Annotated in this window: 14 protein-coding genes; 1 reads left to right on the top strand and 13 read right to left on the bottom strand. The window is 45.7% G+C overall.

Annotated elements, in window-relative coordinates:
- Nucleotides 1–64: 64 nt before the first annotated feature.
- From KJY73_RS15110 to KJY73_RS15055, 12 genes are all read right to left on the bottom strand, one after another.
- Nucleotides 65–952, bottom strand: coding sequence for a glycosyltransferase family 2 protein (locus tag KJY73_RS15110; RefSeq protein ID WP_232848619.1), 888 nt, complete (start codon nt 950–952; stop codon nt 65–67).
- Nucleotides 949–1,836 carry a glycosyltransferase gene (locus KJY73_RS15105; RefSeq protein WP_332874211.1) on the bottom strand — a complete coding sequence of 296 codons (888 nt, stop codon included), beginning with the start codon at nt 1,834–1,836 and terminating at the stop codon, nt 949–951. Before KJY73_RS15105 ends, KJY73_RS15110 begins: the two co-directional genes overlap by 4 nt.
- A 105-nt stretch (nt 1,837–1,941) precedes the next feature.
- Nucleotides 1,942–2,889 carry a formylglycine-generating enzyme family protein gene (locus tag KJY73_RS15100; protein WP_214344526.1) on the bottom strand — a complete coding sequence of 316 codons (948 nt, stop codon included), beginning with the start codon at nt 2,887–2,889 and terminating at the stop codon, nt 1,942–1,944.
- A gap of 7 nt (nt 2,890–2,896) precedes the next feature.
- On the bottom strand, nt 2,897–3,937 hold the full coding sequence (locus tag KJY73_RS15095) for a glycosyltransferase family 2 protein (protein ID WP_214344525.1): 1,041 nt from the start codon (nt 3,935–3,937) through the stop codon (nt 2,897–2,899).
- An 810-nt stretch (nt 3,938–4,747) separates the two neighbouring features.
- Nucleotides 4,748–6,253 (bottom strand): sulfatase family protein, encoded by a 1,506-nt coding sequence (locus KJY73_RS15090; RefSeq protein WP_214344524.1) that lies wholly within the window; start codon nt 6,251–6,253, stop codon nt 4,748–4,750.
- A gap of 10 nt (nt 6,254–6,263) precedes the next feature.
- Nucleotides 6,264–7,493 carry a glycosyltransferase family 2 protein gene (locus KJY73_RS15085; protein ID WP_214344523.1) on the bottom strand — a complete coding sequence of 410 codons (1,230 nt, stop codon included), beginning with the start codon at nt 7,491–7,493 and terminating at the stop codon, nt 6,264–6,266.
- Nucleotides 7,494–7,550: 57 nt separating this feature from the next.
- A complete protein-coding gene (locus KJY73_RS15080; protein WP_214344522.1) occupies nt 7,551–8,702 on the bottom strand; it encodes a glycosyltransferase family 2 protein in 1,152 nt (383 codons plus the stop codon).
- A 67-nt stretch (nt 8,703–8,769) separates the two neighbouring features.
- On the bottom strand, nt 8,770–9,981 hold the full coding sequence (locus KJY73_RS15075) for a glycosyltransferase family 2 protein (RefSeq protein ID WP_214344521.1): 1,212 nt from the start codon (nt 9,979–9,981) through the stop codon (nt 8,770–8,772).
- Complete coding sequence (locus KJY73_RS15070; protein ID WP_214344520.1) at nt 9,974–10,960, bottom strand: hypothetical protein; 987 nt, start codon at nt 10,958–10,960, stop codon at nt 9,974–9,976. The genes KJY73_RS15075 and KJY73_RS15070 overlap by 8 nt, the downstream gene beginning before the upstream one ends.
- 18 nt (nt 10,961–10,978) lie before the next feature.
- Entirely contained in the window at nt 10,979–12,922 is a 1,944-nt protein-coding gene (locus KJY73_RS15065; RefSeq protein WP_214344519.1) for a rhamnan synthesis F family protein, read from the bottom strand.
- A gap of 3 nt (nt 12,923–12,925) precedes the next feature.
- The gene (locus KJY73_RS15060; RefSeq protein WP_214344518.1) at nt 12,926–13,981 is read right to left on the bottom strand and encodes an HAD family hydrolase; all 1,056 of its coding nucleotides are present in this window, start codon (nt 13,979–13,981) and stop codon (nt 12,926–12,928) included.
- Nucleotides 13,982–14,116: 135 nt separating this feature from the next.
- On the bottom strand, nt 14,117–14,929 hold the full coding sequence (locus KJY73_RS15055) for a hypothetical protein (RefSeq protein ID WP_214344517.1): 813 nt from the start codon (nt 14,927–14,929) through the stop codon (nt 14,117–14,119).
- A gap of 169 nt (nt 14,930–15,098) precedes the next feature.
- On the opposite strand from KJY73_RS15055, the gene KJY73_RS15050 reads away from it, so the two are divergent.
- On the top strand, nt 15,099–15,899 hold the full coding sequence (locus KJY73_RS15050) for a sulfotransferase family protein (RefSeq protein ID WP_214344516.1): 801 nt from the start codon (nt 15,099–15,101) through the stop codon (nt 15,897–15,899).
- Here the strand turns inward: KJY73_RS15050 and KJY73_RS15045 are convergent.
- Complete coding sequence (locus KJY73_RS15045) at nt 15,883–18,597, bottom strand: hypothetical protein (protein ID WP_214344515.1); 2,715 nt, start codon at nt 18,595–18,597, stop codon at nt 15,883–15,885. The genes KJY73_RS15050 and KJY73_RS15045 overlap by 17 nt on opposite strands.
- Between the last annotated feature and the right edge of the window lies 1 nt (nt 18,598).

Below are 18,598 nucleotides of genomic sequence, written 5' to 3'. Positions count from 1 at the left end.
CTATATGGAAGTTCACATCTATCTTGACGCGCAGGAATCGTCTATGGTAACCCTCAGTGACTCACTACTTTTTGGCATTTTCCCGCAATGGACCTGAACGATTACGCATGCCATCTAAAATGCCTCGAGCCATAAATCTGAGCCTAATCATTCTATTAGGCAAAAGAATACTGTTGGCAAAAATACGTAGCGGCATGACAGCAAAATTGCGCAATTTCCAATAGAGAGGAACATAAGACCTACGAGATAATAAAAAAATGTTGCGGAATTGATAGTAAAGACGGACTGGAGAACCTACTTTGAATGGAATTCCTGCGAACTTACGTCGTCCATCACCTAGCCTGTGCAGCATAAAGATATTTAATGCCATTCCTATGGAAAAACCATTCTCTCTCGCTCTCCAACACCATTCATGGTCTACGCCATCTATAAACAAAGAGTCATCTTTAAAACCAACTTGCTGTAGGTGGTCCAAATCTATCATCATACCTGATGCAATGATTTGCGGGACGGAGGAGACATCATCAAAGCGTTCAATCTCGGTTTGAATCCTCGGTCGCACTATTTCCTGAGTAAAAGCACAGACTAAAGAGGGGCCAATAGCCGCGAATCCCTTTAAGTTCTGCCGCTTGGTCTTTTGAAACGCGTCCGTCATTCTCGCAACAAAATCAGTTTCAAACTGACTGTCCTGGTCAAACAACAACGCATATTTACAGCCAGCCTCAATTAGCTGTTTCAGTCCTTCATTTTGTGCTGTAGCAATACCAAGGTTGTTGGGATAGTGATGAAAAGCCAAATTACCAAGCTCACTTAAGGTAAGTGGGGAATACATACTGATTGGAGAGTTATCAATGACACAAACCAAATCGACCTGGCGAGCCAGAGTGCCTAACAGCGCCCTCGCCTCTGTCAGGTCAGGTTTATACAAAATGACAACAGCACCAATTTTCAATGCTTCACCAACTTGTCCAGAATCAGCCTGTCAAGCTTATAAGCCAGTTTTACCACTTTGGCCGGCATAATACGTAATGCTAATACCGACAATGCATAGAGTACATTTGAGAAGGAATAGCGCTTAAGTCTGTTCATTGCCATCCATCTGGCTCTAAACTCATTAACTGACTTGTTAAAACCCCTTCTTTTATAAAAGTCGTTCACCCGCCTAAATTTAAGCAAACGCTCACTGAGGTTCTCAAATATATAACCTGCATGCATCAACTCGATCCAAAGGAAATAATCTTGAGTATTTTTCAACTCTTTCCTGTAGCGAAAGCCTTGCTCAAATACGCTGTAACGGAAGGCAACCGTTGGGTGATTCATCGAACAGCGCTTTGGCAAAAATTCCAGAATCTCCTGATGAGATAGAGGCAGCTTCCTTCCTCCCACTTCAACTCCAGCTTCATTGATCTCAACTAATGATGTGCCGAGCACCGACACTTCGGGGTGATGCTCAAAAAAACTGACTTGTTTACTTAGTCGCTCTGTAGAAGAAATATCGTCTGCATCCATTCTGAACAAGTATTTAGGCGACAGGTCAGCACACCGGTCTATCACTTCATTCATGCATGAGCTAAGTCCTAAATTTTCTTCCCCCAGTAATACGACAAGCTGGGAATTACGTTGCTCTTTTTCCCGCAGGAAAGAAGAAATGGCCGATGGCAAAGGCCCATCAGCAACAACGACCAGAATGAAGTCTCGATAGGTTTGATCAAGGATACTATCAATCGCCTGCGCCACCCATTCAGCGCGGTCTTCCTGATATACCGCCATAGCCACAACTACCTGACAATTCAGACCTTGCAAGCTCTTACCCAAATACTCAAATTGATTATTCAATCTACTCTCTACGAAATTCAGTGCAGTGTTACGAACAGCGATACAAAACCGCTGAACTGAATAAAATGGCGGGAAAATAACAGAAACAGCGAAATAATTCTGCCTCTAATTGATATCTTTAACCGTTCTAAAGCCAATATGGGAAGTCCCAAGCCCCCTATCCTGCGCCTGTCGCGCAGCAGGACGAAATCTGGCACAGTAATTTACTGCGCATAGAAAAGATCCCCCTTTTACAACTTTTACCGGCACGCCAGGCTGCGATGGCGAATAGCCGTCCGGGTTGGCATCTAACAAAGTTGAAAGATCTTCTGAATGCCCAAAAAAGAAAGAACTGGATGTCCATTCCCAAACATTTCCCAGTAAATCAAATATTCCGTGTTTGTTTGCTGGAAATTGTGCAACAGGTGCCAGCCCTGCATAACCATCTGTTGCATCATTAGCATATGGAAAGTCTCCCTGCCAGATATTTGCTATGTAGCGACCGTTTTCCATTGCCTGCATTCCTTGTGCTGCCAATTCGAACTCTGCTTCGGTCGGCAACCTATGCCCCTTCCAAGTCGCGTATGCCTTTGCATCTTCGAAAGAAACATGAACGACTGGGTAATCATCCAGACCCTTTATATCTGATCCCGGCCCCTGTGGGGCTGCCCAAAACGCTCCGGGTACAAAGACCCACCAGCTCATACTTCTCGCAGGGCCTTTGTTAGCATCAGGCATTGAAAACACAGCAGCCCCCGCAACTCTCATGTCAGCTGGCAGGTCAGGATAATCAATTGCAGACGGTACTCTCTCCGCTGTCGTTTTATACCCTGTTGCTTCCACAAAAACACGAAACTCCCTATTGGTAACCTCTGTTTTGCTCATAAGAAATGGCGGAATCACTACCTTACGTTGTCCTCGCTCTTCTGGGTAAAACGCACCGTCACCGAGCATGATGGTGCCGCCGCTCACCCATTGCATGCCTTCGTCGAGGTTGTGCTGATTTTGACTATGCTTCTCACAAGCGGCCAATAAAAGCAGACAAAATCCCAGCACCAAGTTTCTAACCAGCATGATAATCCTATCCTTGGCCACCGAAGTAAGGCCGATACTCATGGCTATCGGCAACCAAAAAGTTCTCTTGTTTCAACGTCAGATGCCGATTGTACGCTGGGTCATGTGCAATAACCGCTCCCCATGTACGCTTTAAATAGGCCACTTCGGATTCAAAACGTTGCATTTTCTCGGGAGTATCTTCGGCGCCTCTTGATACAGACTCATGGTGAAAAAGTAACGCCTCAGCACAAAACAGGTTGCGCCGTCCCAACTCCCGAACCTTCAAACAGAAATCAACGTCATTAAAAGCAACTTTTAAATCCTGTTCGTTAAGCCCGCCAACCTTTTCAAAGTCCGCACGCTTGACCAGCAAACAAGCCGCCGTTACTGCGCTGACATTGTGACTGGCAACCAAACGCTGCATATAGCCTGGTGCATCTGCTGCAAAAAATTTGTGTGCATGTCCAGCTCCGCCACCATAGCCCATTATGACACCAGCATGCTGAACACTCTTGTCACTGTAAAGCAACTTAGCGCCAACGCAGCCTATCTCTGGCCGCATAACTTGGGCAACCATAGAGGCAAGCCAATGTTCACTTATTACTTCAATGTCATTATTTACTAAACCAATAATCTCCCCACGGCACTGTCGCGCGGCATAATTATTAATTGCGGAATAATTAAAAGCTCCTGGATATTTAAGTAGACGAACTTTAGGGTGTTCCGAAATCTGCTCAAAGTAAGTCAGGCTCTCAACCTCGTCAGAATTATTATCAACCAACAAAATTTCAAAATGTTGGTAGGAATTCAGCGTTAATATGGACTCTATACAAGATTTAACCAGCTGCCAGGCATTTCTTGTTGGTATGATCAAGCTTACCAGTGGTTTACTGGGTAACAGCCAGTCAAACTGCAAGCAATTTGGGTTACGTTGAACAAACTGAGCCTGTGTCGACAACTTTTCAGCTAGGCTCTTAGGCAGGGCTTGAAGCAAATCACCTTCCGACTGCCTTTTGTGCAACAGACTAAAAGAAATATGTTCCACACTCTGTTGCTCATTATCCAATGCAGCCTTCATAAGCCAGTGTCGGATAAAATTGGCATATGGCTGTTGTGCTTCATAACGAATAAGGCTGAACGATTTAACCCATACACCTGTGGCGACATAGCCAATGGTTAATTGCAGATCGGGATTCCAATCTGGAAAAAACAGAGGGGTAGACCTAAGTCCGTTATCGCCCAAGTGATCACAGTCTGTATATGCCAGTGATGCTTCCTGTAATGGCCAGTTGTCCAGCACCATCAACAGTTTGGGATGCAGTCTCTCGCCTTCCCTATATAAAAAAACCGCATTATTATCCCAGCAAGGAGCAAGTTCCCCGAGATCACTGACAACACTCAAGGCACTTTGCAGAGCGCCCCATCGTCTGCAAATAAATCCACAACACAGGTCAGCCTGTGACGCTTCCGCCCACAGTACAAGTTTAAATTCAGAAAGCTTCAATCCGTCCAGTGCAAGCAAGCTATCAATGCTGTCAGCTAATGACTGCTCAGATGCATTTCCAACTATCAATATAAAACGCGGCTGCGCAGCTCCCGAATAACTCAACACGGCTATCTCCCGCTCCTGCATACAGAGATTGGCTTCAAACCGTTTCTGTAAAACCCACTCAGGAGGGAAGTACTGTACATGTCCGGTTTGTCTCAACCATTTTGTGTATCTGTTGGTTATGCCATGATGCTGCCGGGCGTAACGTCGCCACGACTTAGGTAATTGGCTGACACCCCATTTCAAAAGACCAACTGCAACCTTCTTTACCACTCAAACCCCAATATTGTTAGTAAGGCCATGACGGCACAAATTATCCGTCCTTTCTCAACCTTGAGGCGGCGGCAAGTAGTGATCATATCTGGCGCCAAACGGAGCAGGGATTTCAACAATAGGGTCAGGCCTTTGCATTTCGTTAGACCACTGCAAGAGTTGTTGTCGGAGTTCATCAGCCACAGCTGGGTGCAGGTCAATAACATTCAAGGTCTCTCCCTCTTGCGACTCCATATCGAAAAGGAACTCCCTGCGAATACCTGCTTGGAGATATTTCCATTTTCCTTTTCGCACAGCCCGTTGCATCCAAAAACGCCAATAAAGTGCCCGTTCATCCAGATAATCAGCATTGCCTTCCAGCGCTGGTAGCAAACTGACCCCATCCAAATCAGACAACGACTTTTCACCGGCCAGTTCCAAAGCGGTGTAAACCGCATCGAGTGATGATACAGGTTTATCAATTACCTTACCGGCAGGAAAATGCCCCTGCCACTGAACAAGGTAAGGCACGCGAATTCCTCCATCAGTCAACATGCCTTTTTCACCGATCAGAGGATCGTTTCGCGAACCATTCCATGCCTCACCGCGTTTATCCAAGGGAGCATCTGTCATGTCGTCCCCCAAAGGTGCTCCGTTATCACTGATAAAGAAGATAATGGTGTTGTCCATTAGTCCGTGTTTTTCTAATTTATCTACAATCATCCCCACGCCATCATCAATTGCGGCCATCATAGCTAAAGCATAACGACGTCTAGTCGGCATATTTTCTGGAATGCGTGATAAATAGAACTCTGTCGCCTCTAAAGGAACGTGAGGACCATATGGCGCAAAATAGAGTAGAAAGGGATTTTCCGCATTGCGCTCAATAAACGCACCTGCAGCCTGTGCAGTTAAATCCAGTCGATATTGCTCCTTGATTTGATAGCTGGCTGATTTGTCGCTACCGTCAAGTTCGAAATTCGTCCAATAGCGACGCTCATATCCCCAAAACACATCATCAAAACCGCGCTCGTCAGGAAAAAAAGGCCGTTTGTACTGCAAAGGAAGCTTTTCAATACTTTGATTGGAAGCATAAAAATCTGGGTGGTTTTTCTCTAACCACTCACTAGAATTGCCCATGACCTCCAAATGCCATTTTCCAATCATGCCAGTTTTGTAACCAAGGCGCTGGAAACGACTACCAATCGTATCAATATCCAGGGGCATCGGTGTAAAGCGATTCTCATCGACGCCAAATCTTTGTTGGTATTGCCCGGAAACTAGGCCAGCTCGCGACGGTGTACATTGAGGGGAAGTAACGTAGCCATGCGAAAAACGTGTGCCAAGAGAAGCCAACTTATCAATATTAGGCGTTTTCAAATCTTGCCTGGAACCTTGTATACCTAAGTCCGCATATCCCTGATCATCGGTAAAAATAATCACAACATTCGGTTTATCAGGGTAACCTGGATCAGGCAAGTCGGGTTTGGGTGGTTCAGGTCTGCTCGGTACAGACTGTTCACTAGAACCACCACATGCAACCAAAAACAAGACGCTAATAACAACGGATATTATCCGCATAACATACTTCCTAATTATGATACTTACGAAGATCTGAACGCTTCATACCTGGTTTAAGTTCAATTGACTCATATTCAGCGATTCTTGCCTTAATCATTGGCCCGTTTGGCCTAAGCTCTAAAGCCTTCTTCCAAACTTCTAATGCCAAACGTAAATCTACACGTTCTACTTCTTTAGCCAAGGCAATTAATTCACCGGACGAATTACAACGGTTCACCGCAAAATAGGTATCAATAGTTAACCGAATATCTTTAAACACCGACTTGAGGGTCAGGCCGCGAATAACCCTCACCATTTCCACAAAGTATTCTTTAGGTACCCGACAAATGTCACGTAACGTCATTTTGTAGCGATTTTCAACAAACTGCCGGGCCTCTGCTATTACGTCATCTAAGTTCGACGATGACATGAACCTTTGTAGAGACTCATGGTAAACCCGGAAGGCCCCAGGTTTTATTGAAAATGTCACGTCCTCGCTAGGATCTCCGGCAAAGTTGTACCCCTCTCTATTTAATTTCAAGGGTACTTCATCAGACGGGCGGCCACGATTGAGCAGCGATAAATACTCTCTCTCAGATCTGAAAAGCCTATGTACGATCATTATGTCGCGTAACTGATGGAGGCTCTCATGGAGGCATTCACGTTTCTTTTCCATTTGTTTGAATTTTTTGCCATCACAAAGTACAGATTTTCCTTTTTTCAAACGGGGAACATGCAAAGAAACTTGGGCGACATTCGCATTTACCCGGAAAAGCGATTTAACCAAAGGTGACAGTCGACCACGGATGTTCTGGTTTAATGCTGAGAATGACTTGCTACTGCCTTCCTCATTGAGCCACTGAAAGGAAATACAGTCAGCATCAGCGTTTTCCTCAAGACAGTTTTGGACTTTAAAAGACAAGTCTTTGGGCATCCAAAACTCATCGATATCTAAAAACATCATGTAATCAAATTCACCTGAGTCTCGACAATCCTGAAAGGACTTTGCATAGGTTAAGTACTGGATATGCTTTGAGACTTCCGGTGGACAATAATCAATCCAATCTGCATAAAAGAAATTTACATTTGGATGCTGCTGTTGAATCCGTTGGAGGACCTCTGCACTATTGTCTGATGTTCGGTTCAGGTAAATATCAATCGCATCAAAACCAACATACAAATGATGATGGATCCATTCGGGAAGATAAGCAGCTTCGTCTTTTGCTACAGCGACTAATTTAACTTTCAATGTCTTATTCATAGATGGAAATGATGGCCGTAGTCTGTCCATTAAGTGATTAAGGTCCGTCACTCAAAACTAAAGCAACGCTGCTTTTGCCATAATATACTTGGCTAGCTGAAAATTCAGGGGGCGGACGCGCATTGCCAACGTTAACGCATTTTGCTTGTTATCCAATGTTTCTAGCATCCCAGAAACTTTAATAGACTCTACGACCCGGCGTTTAACCTCATCACTGCACCCCTCAAAAACTCTTAATACTTGGTCGAGCACCTCTACTGGCATTGAGGTAAGGTTATCTAACACCCAATCACGGCGGGCGAGTACGGACTGCTGAGCATACTGCAAGTCATCCGCCAATAAACAGGCGTGAATAAATTCCGAGTAAGCAGTACGGTATGCCAGGTAAGCGGGCGGCTGAAGCGCAAAGACAGTGTGAGCGCCGGATGCCTTATTATAACCGCCGCGGTTTAGTTTAAGTGGAAAATAGTCCGAAGGCCGTCCTCGCCCTAATGTTGCAATATACTCTGACTCAGATCTGAACATTCTATGTACAATCATGACCTCTCTCATCCTGATAAGGTCGGGATGTAAACATTCCCGGTTAGTGGGTTGCCCTAGAAACGATTCACCACCAAACACCTTATTCTCTAAACGTTTGGTTTTTGGTAAGTGTAAGGCAACTTCCACCATCTCAGCCCTGACATTAACAGCAGTTTTCACCAGTGGGCTTAATTGCCCATTGATGCTGCTACCAAAAGGTTGAAATGCCTCATTAACACCCTGCTCGTTTATCCACCCAAAAGACACCGAATCAGCATCAAGATAATCGACTAAATAGTCACCTACTTTTTTCTGCATGTTATTCGGTGTCCACATTTCATCTATGTCGAGAAACATAATGAAATCAACTCGCCCGGCAGACTTGGCCTCGGCAAAAGCTTTGGCATAAATAATAAACTGAAGTTGGCGACGAACATTATCATGACAGGCATCAATCCAATCTGCATATTGGAAGCTGACATTTGGGTGGTGCAAACTGATTTTGTGCAAAATCTGCTCGCTGATGTCGGATGTCCTGTTGATGTAAATTTCTATTTCATCAAAGCCAAAATATAAATGATGGTGAACCCATTCAGGTAGGTAAGGTGCCTCATCTTTCGCCACAGCGACCAGCTTTACTTTAGCTCCAGAGCGGCTAACTGAAGGATAGCTCGACGCAATGGTCATTTTTCAACCCATCGAAAAGAAAAGAGAACTCCTTCAAACTTCAGAACCTTAAACAACAATTGATAATTCATCCCTGCCGTCTCGCCTTACGTTCTTTAAATTCCGCCAGAAGTGCTTTTATCTGTGGTCCTTTGGGCCGTATGACTAACGCTTGCTCCAGATAGCCAATGGCCTCGTCCACATCGTGTGGGACGGCATGCCGGGCAAGCTGCTTTAGTATTTCCACATTGCGCGAGTGCTGCTGGGCATAAATCTTGCGAAAGGCCTGAAATTGCGTTCGAACTTCGTCAACCCTGACCCCCGTGAAAATACGGACCATGTCTTTATAATGTTCAGGCAGATTTGCAGTGATGTTCTCAACCGCAGTCGCATAACGCTCATGCACAAACTGTCGCGCGTCATCATCATGCTCAGTATGCTTAACCCGTTTCTTGAATTGCTGCAGACTCTTCTGGTATTCGACAAACTGCGGACCAGGAAAAATCACCTCTTTTGTTACTCCGCCTCGCCTGGGTAAACCATTTCGATTGTTCTTATATGCAAAGTTGTTGCCCGGTCTGCCACGGTATAGCAAAGAAACATATTCATATTCAGAACGGTGCGCACGATGAAAGATAAAAAACGGCTTGAGGCTGTTCAACTCTGGCAACACGGCTTGTTCAAGATTATCGCGGCCCACAAAGGTTCGCCCATCAGCCAGCAATGGTCCCTCCCCAACGGCGAGTTGTGGCACATGATGCTTAAGTTCATGAATAGCTACAGATACTGGCAGTAGGGTCTTGCCTAAAGGCGAAAGATTTCCAGAGAGTACCTTTGTTAAGGTTGTAAAAGGTTCTTCATTACCTAAATCATTCAACCACTCGAAGAAAATCGCTTTGTCTGTCCCTAAGCTGTTCAGACAACCTTTAATGCTCGTCTCGAAGTCCATAGGGCACCAAAATTCATCAATATCCAAAAACAGAATATGGGTTGCTGAATTCTCACGCCTGGCAATATCTAAGGCCCTGGCATAAACAATAAACTGGATCTGTTTTTTGGCTGACGCTGGGCACATATCAATCCAGTCAGCTTCATGCCAGGTGACATTCGGATACTCTTTGTTGATATCAGCCAGGACCTGGGATGAGTTGTCAGTGGTTCTGTTGATATGGATTTCTATATCATCAAAGCCAAAAAACAAATGATGATGCACCCAATCGGTCAAATAGGCAGCTTCATCTTTCGCCACCGCGACGATTTTAACTTTCAGTGGCGCTCCGGAAACAGAGGTTTCACTCATCAGCCTGCCTCAAAACGTGTGCAATTTTGCCAATTAACTGTTGCGCTGGCAGGCTGAAAGCCCATTCGTCACTAACAACTTTGATACTTGCTAGCTCATTATTAGGTTGATAGTTAACCAGGTTGTCGCTAAAACGGCTGAGCATCACCTTTTCGCAGCGGCTATCGACAAAATAATTACCCACCCGTAATTCCCGTTCAGCGCTTCGCACAATGGCCTTCAAATCATCTAACCCGGCCATAACTAACGCTGGAAGATGTTTAATGTATTGATTGCGAACCCAGGAACCTGTCACGCCAAAATTTGCTTTGAATACATGGTTAAGGGCCCGGATTACTTCAATATCCGCGATATCCATAGAGCGATTGACAGCATCAGGATTCTTGTCAGATTGAATCATGTCGTCCTGATAAGGTTGTCCGATGACATTCATAAAATCCGGTATCAAACTCCGACTGCGCTGAGATGCGTCATAGTCCAGGACTTTAACGTTTTCTTTGCCAAAAACATGGCAAAACATAGCGACCTTTAAATCTGCCGATAGCATTTGGCTTTGTCCAGGCCTTGCCAGATGGTCATGATAGTAAGCAAAGAAGCTCTCCGTACCACCATGTTTCACGGTTTCCTGCCAGATTGAATAAAGCTTGTAACTTGCCCGTCTCCACGCATAAATAACAACAATATGCTTGTTGTCCAGCGTATTGCGCAGGTATTCAAATTTATCCCGGTTCAGAGATATAAAGTCTTCACTAGACAACAGAAAGTCGTGAGGTTCGTTATTAAAAAACGAAATATCTTCATCGGTCAGTCTTTGCTCGTCCAATAACGCCCGAAATGGGTGATGGCCAAAAATGCTTTGGTAACGCTTGGGATAAACCAGATTGTTCTTAAACAGGGTACTTCGATTGTCTAGTAAAAACTTCTGCAACGCAGTAGTGCCTGTTTTGTGGGGTCCCACATGTAGGTAAAAAGTATTCATCGTATGCTTGCTGTCAAATTATTCGCCAAAGAATGGATAACGACCCAGATTACTGACCAGTGGGCCCCATTTGAAAATGTTGGCTTCATTTATCTCTCCTTGATTATCGCTGTTAATCGGCGGCATTCCTGCTGCCTGCCATTTGTCGTTGGGATGCAGAATATGCAAATTAGTGAGACCATGATCCCCGCACAACTGAGCATCGGAGCGAACGTTATCTCCCACATGAATATAGGAGCCGGACAAACCACTCACGAGCTCGCTAATATGCTGCCACATATCTCCCCGGTCCTTCCGAAACCCAAGTTCACTTGACACAAATAACCGGAATGGCGCAGTAATTCCCACCTTTCGCAGTAACGTTTCCACTTGTTGGTGACTGTAGTAAGTATCAGAGATGAACCATATGGTCTTGTTCAAGTCGGACAGTTTATGCACCAAATCGACCATTTCCTGCTTAGCCACGATTTGTTGCATATCGAGGTCAAATTCCAGTTCCATTAGCCCCTTGGCGTGGTCTGAGTCGAGATCCATAACCACTGCCAGTCTGTCATAAACCTGTGTAATGCATACGTCGCCAGCAAAATTGTGCTCTTTTCTAAGCGCAAACTCTGTTTCATTTCGTAACGAAACGAAAGACTGTGCATTTGGCATGAGTCCCTGCTCCTGCAAATATAACCCTACCTGATATTTTGCATAGTCCGGCTCATTCAACTTGCGGCTCAGCACAGTGTCAAACACATCAAAAGATATATGGTCAAAGCGTCTCAGCTCTGTAAATAGCTGTTCTGGTGGTTTATGGTAACCCGCAAAGATATGACTCTTGTCATCGGTAAAATGGCCAGCAGGCGGATAGTAGAAAAACTGTTTGTAGCCACTTTTCTCCGCCAGCAATCCCACCGCACGCTCTAAAGCATGCAACCAAGAGCCATCATTAGGTAATGGCTCCGCTGGAAAATCTTCGTATTTATACACTTTTTCCAACAATGGCTTTAGGGCTTTGGGCCGAGCCCAAAACATGCCGCCAACCGGATAGCTGATAAAGTTCTGAGTTAGGTCAATGCCCCACTGCGATTCAAACTCTTTGGCAAAAGGTTTATTACAGGTCCAATGATTCACCCAAGGTGGCATCATCCAAAACGATGTTGGGTAGTAAATCCCAAGCTCTGGATGTTCATCAAATAGCCTCAACAAGCAAGAAACCACGTGCTTATCTTTGAACAAATACTGGTTCAAATAATCAAACCACTGGGTTTGTTCACGTCCTGAATAAAGCGATTTCTTGGAGTGCAAATGGCACATTAAATCGTACTCAAGCAAAGCCGGACCAAACTCCACCAGCAGAGGCCCAAAATTGCGACCTCTATTGGGTACTCTAGCCACCTGCAGCTTTCCGACTCGTTTTAATTTGCTGTAACGCCGGGTAACGTCCTGACAAATCTCTTCGCTGGCACAAGCAACGAAGACGTCAACATTAAGCGGAAAGTTTTTCAAACATTGCAAAAATTTGTCAACGAAATCCGGGTAATAAATATGCAGACAAATAGCCACTTTCTGCTGATGCCAGGTCGGTGTTTCATTCGCCACCAAATAGCTAGATGGCAACCATCTGGGACGCGCTTCCTGCATTGAACGACCTTCATAGCGACCGTTATATAGATAGTGCAATAGCGGATTGTTGCCTGAGTGATAAATATCCAAATGCGTGCGAAGATAATGCTCGGTATCAAATTTGGCAGAAGGGTTCACATTGGCGTAGTGAGCTTTGGCCAGATAATCCTCAAAGGCGGCCACTTCACTGCGGAACATGCCGTAATGTTGTTGATACCATTCCAGGTCAAAAACCCCTGCATTCTTCGCCATGCGTAACTGGCGCTTAACTCTTAGAAACTCACGTCCCCGGAGCAACAGAGTAAGCGTTCTATATGCGCCAGCCAGGGAGCGCCTAACTAAGGTTTTCATTGGTCATACCCCAAATAACTGCAAAGGGTTCACATTGCCATTTCCAGAAATAACGTCATCCACATCAAACAATGGACAAACAGCCCTTGGCAGAAGGTTGCGCTTCGTTACGTATTGCTGATACATGCACTCTATTTCTTCTGTGCTAAATCGAATCCGATGCCTGAAAAAATGCTCTATCGCCTGCTGCGCTCCAGCAAATACAACCTGAAGATCCTGAAAATGACTTTGAGTACGCGTCTGACGGCCATAAAAGAAATGGAACTTAGGTTCAGTAAGCTCAGACATTCTACCTATTTCCACAAACTGCCCATTAGGTGCGGTGAGCAATGACTCAAGAAACAACGATCTATCTAACATTAGATAGCCGTCTCCCATACGTACGCCGGTTTTAAACACGCTAGAGATGCTCGCTTGGAAGCCCTCAATATCATGAAGCCCATCTTCGGTGGTAATAAAATAGAGGCCCTGGCTTTCACATTGCAGTAAGCGCGTCAGCATCTTTTGAATGGTACCGCTATAGCCCACATCAATCATCAAGGGAGTGTCAGTGGTGCCAATTCCGAGACTTTGTAAATAATCAAGGTAGGCATTTCTGCTCTCCTGAACCATAGATTTTAAGGCTGGCAGGTGCTGACTCAATACCAGTTCAAGGTCACCACCTTGCGCAGGAAGTTCATAATTAACCGCAAGCTCTTCTTCGGTAAACAATGAAGCAAGTTGTGAGAGCGTAAATCCAAATCGGCCAACCAACAGGTCTGCCAGTGTTCCTTTATACTTGTGGTAAAGGCTCCATTGCCATGTATAGGGGTCGGCTATGCTGATACGAAACAAAAAGGTACGAGACACGTTGAGATATGCGGCAGGGTAAGAAGACATCAGCCCTTTTGAGACTAAGTGCTGATACACCTGTTCCAAAAAATACCCTTCACGCGCCAGAAAGACTAATTTCCGGGGCGACTCAGACTGACAAAGCTGTTCTAAAGCATGCAGATATTCGCTACAGATAGGGCCCAGAAAGTTAAATCCGAAATCACGTAAAGCAACGGTTCTGTTCATGGTTGTCACTGTAGTAAAAAACACGTTTAGTTCTGTTAAATCACCACATCGGCGGCGAAAATGAGCGCGAATACTAACATATGGCACAGAAGATATTCATCTGTTTTACCGGTTAGATAGCCCGTAAGCTTCTACCTACCATAGGGAAGGTATTTGCTGAAATACTTTTTGAACAGCACGCTGTTCAGCCCTCAGGCTATAACTTTGTGCAATGCGTTTGCCCATCCATCTGCGTAATCTACCTGACACCCCCCGATAACTTGCTAATGCCCCCTGCACAGCATAAATACAGGCCGCCGTATCACGTTCACAAACAGTCACATTGGCAAACGAAGAGGAATACTCTCGACTGGCCACACAATCAGGCACAATTGCCCAATCAGACAAGGCCATCGCCTCAATGCCCGGCAAGTAAAACCCTTCCGTTTTATTGGGTAATGTGAGAGTCACTATGCTTTGTGCCATTGACTGATGAACAACATGTCGTTCAACGGGTTTGTCATGCAAAACCACAGACAAGCCTAGCTTTATGGCATCGTTTTTAACACGTCCCCCCAACTCAGGATTCTTCGTCGCGAGGATATACAGCTGCGTCGACTTAGGATAAGTCAGCAGGGGAATTTTGTGTCCCATACGAATTGTCAGGCAAGGGCCGTTAGCATAAGGAAGAATAGCTTGTCTTACCGCCTCTGAGACACATAGTCGTATAGCGCGATGAGATAAAAATTTGAATAACGGATGCTGTTTATCACCATGGCGGACATGCTGGATAAGATTAATCTTTGGCTGCGCATCATTAGCGAATGGCAGGTAGTCATCCCAGTCCATACCGGCAAGAAACACGATATCAGCCAGATCCGGACGATAGTTCTGCTCGTACTCAACATTGTCAATATCTTCAAACAGTCCCGTCTGAATCGCTGAGCGATTTTCCAGCCATAAACGCAAGGACAGAGAATCCTGCGTCAAAAGGTGCCCAATATAATCTCTGACTTTCTGGTGCCCTCCCGTATACCCTAAATAGCGTCGATGAAAAGAAACTGTTTTACGCGGCATCTTCAAGCAGGTTCCTATTGAGGTGACAATTTGAGTCTGACGGGCTATGGTATCCGCCTTTTTGCAAGACACCAAACAACGCGTGAAATTGGTTAATTTACATATCATTGGCGTTCAAAAAGCCGGCACAACAGCACTCGCCAGCTTTTTGCAACAGCACCCAGCCGTTTTCCTGGTGAGAGGAAAAGAAGCACATATATTTGATCATCCGGATTATGCGACCCACGCCAACCCACTCGACTTCGCGCACCGTCAATACCAACGACGTACCCAAGGCTATGGCGGACAACCCATTATTTGTGATGCCACCCCCATCACGATTTATGATCCCAGCTTTCTGCAAAATTGTTATCAATACAATCCTGATGCGAAGTTCATTCTGATGCTCCGAGACCCAGTCGAGCGCGCCGTGTCACACTACAAAATGTCAAAACGCACGGGCAAGGAAACCCGCCATATGTTAAGTGCCTTTTTGCTCGAACCATTGCGTCTTCATCTGGCCAGACGTAAAAAAGACTGGTCATTTAACTCACCGCTTCGCACTCAATCTTACCTGGACAGAGGACGTTATGGCCGACAGTTACAGGCAATGTTCAATATTATACCCGCCTCACAAATTCTGATAATGAGCCAGGAAGAACTGCAGAATGAGCATGACCAAAGCCTAACCAAGATTTTTCGCTTTTTGGATATTCATCGCCATTTCATTCCATCAGAAACCGTCTTTGCTGCCCCGTTCACCAAGCGTACTCTTGGCGAGCGCCTCGCCAGGCTGTACGCCCAAATGTATTTTGCACTCGCGGGAGAATCCCCAAAGACCTGGCAGCAGGTATTAAGCAAAACCTCTACAACAGATGAATAGACTGGGTTTTGTAGCCAACATGCTCTAACACACTGGGCAACAATTTATAAAAGTCTTCATGTAGCGCCAGCGCCTTATCAAGTTCCAGCCTAGCCAGGGCAGTTGGTGCATACCAGAACATGCGTTCGGTCGGGACGACAACCAAGTCGGAAGGCATGGGCAGCCCCATACTCACGCATTTTTGCTGATACGAGGTAAACCAAGCATTTTGGCGTAACTCTGCCGCATCCTCTGGAAGATAAGGTGGAACCAGCAATGCGGCATGTGCATGTTGACCAAATAAGCGTAATGCCTTTTGTACGGTTTCGTCGGTTCCCAGCAAACCATACCACTGACCTAAAAGTCGATTGCATATTTGCCCACTGGGCGCATTAGTTTGTGTATGTAACTTTACGATGGCCGGATAATTTGCCTCATGTTGTAGACAAAATGCCAACCACTCCTGCGGCTCAGAAACCTCTGGGGATGCTGACCAAATATGCGTTTTACCTGGCCAGTCAGCACACAACCGCTCAATCTCAGTTTGATTATCCGACGTGGTGAGAATATACAGATCAAACAATGCCTGACGACAATCAACCAATGACAACAGTGCTTGGAGCCTGATTGGATCGCTGGTGTCGATATAAAGCGCGATCCTTGGCAATGTCTCCGTCGACTTGGCCAGAACATTCTGGCTAAAGGACACGTCTTCAACCTCCAATCCCAGATAGCTATTCAACAATGGTGTGGGCCAGAGTTTTTTCCATTGCCGGTAGATACTGCTGCGCAAGTGCGCATTCGCCGCCACCGATAAGCCAAGGCTTGCTTCTTCAAGCCAGGCTTGGTTGTCTCTGAGTAAGAAACTAACTCGCAGATTATGTAAATCCAGCGTCAAGCCTTCGCTTTCATCCATTTGCGAAATTTTCACGATGTCTTCATAACTTTGAGCCTCGTAGCTCAGCATACTGATCATGTCGGCGTATAGGTTATCGGCTTTTTTCTCGCCCACGGCGGAATATTCATCTGACATCCACTTTTTAACTAAGGGGTGTTCAGGTGCCAGTTGTATAGCCCTCTCCCGATAAACATTAAAGCGGTCGATATCTCCCAGAGCACTGCAAACCTGGGCCAAACGCACTTGAATAGCTACCTGCTGCGGACTCAGAGAATTAGCTTCTTCATACACCTGAAAAGCCTTCACAAGTAACTTCTGCTGGTGATAAATGTCTCCAAGGCCAACCAAATAATCGACGTGATAGTGCAAACGCAATGCCTTAATGATGGCAAACTCCGCCAAGGTGTAAGCTCTCCCTCTCAAGGCTAATTGAGATAATTGCTGATATTGCGCAGGCGTGGTTAGTGCTTTGTATAGCAATGTCGCTTCAATGGCCTTTCTTGCCGCAGGAACGGCCAACTTGGCAATTCTGGTAAGCAACGTTTGCTCATCTATATCAGGCAAGGCATCAATTAAAGGCAAGGTACCTTGTACCCGTTCATGCATGGGCCGCAGCGAGAAAGGAATCAACTGCGCCATGGATTGGTCATCCTGTTCAAACCAAGCGTCACATTCGTCTGCAAACAATGACCACTCTTTAATCCGCCAATGGCCGGCCTGCACATGCATCGCTCTTAACTTGGCCAGTTTGGTCAACGCATAGAAACCAGCCCGGTGAGTCACCTTCGCTAGGGACAAATATTGTTCTACTGAACCGAATGGTCTACCAAATGCGCTATTAAATACATCCTGCTCAAGCAAACGCTCGGGTATACGGGGCAAAAAGCCCAACAGCTCAGCCCAATTTAATCCCTCTAGCTGGAATGCCGGTCTGGCCGCTTGGGCAGCCTTAGCTATTGCAGTTTCAGCTCGTCCAGTCGAGGTATGATTCGACGAAAGTGAACGCATCTCAGGCGCAGACACATCGGCAAGACTTTGCAGCCTCGCCCAGACGAGCTCCAATTGCTCACGAAGTTCCGCACTAATCAAGGCCAACGCGGCAGGATCCACCTTCGAGGTCATCAGCTCAGTTTTGAACTCGCTAGGCGTCAAACAATGAACAGGCAATGCCAGCTTGTCAGCCAGTGGCTGTGCATCAAACTGTCCCTTTGCAAAGCCTTCCTGTGCAATCAACACGCATTTGTCCTGATGTGCGGCATAAAAATCCAGCAGGCGCTTATTGCTGGATAACCACATTTGGAAGGCCAGTTCAGGTTCTTGCCAAAAGCGGTAATTGAGCCGATTGGCGGCAATAGGTGCAACACTGTTGACTAAATGTCTGCTCGCACGGTTGAGCAGCGATTGTCCTACACTAGCCCAATGCCGGTAGATGAAAATGTATCGTATTGACTGTTGTCCAGCCACTTGCCAATCTTTAAGGAAGTAAAGGGCTCTTGGGTCTTTAACCCCTTGTATCCCGTCGCTCTGGTTGCGTGCCTGAATATAACGCTTTAGATAGTTTTGCAGCCAGTTTGGTTTGATCAATGGGCTGTCATCACAGTACTGCCAGTTTGTGCCATTAATCTCAAATAATTTGTCGTGTAATCTGACTGCAGGCATATCTTCTAAATGGCCGAGTGGATTACTGAAACTCGCGCCCATTAACTCATTGCCCATGTGCATGCCCCCTTTGGCAAGACACTGGGCAATCATGGAAGTACCACTGCGGTGAAACCCGCTGCACAAGTAGAAAGGTTGAGGAGCGTTTGCTGTATTTGACATA

Origin of the sequence: Bowmanella yangjiangensis (genome assembly GCF_018531185.1) — a bacterium.
Taxonomy (GTDB): Bacteria; Pseudomonadota; Gammaproteobacteria; order Enterobacterales; family Alteromonadaceae; genus Bowmanella; species Bowmanella yangjiangensis.
This window is presented reverse-complemented; position numbering and strand designations above follow the sequence as displayed.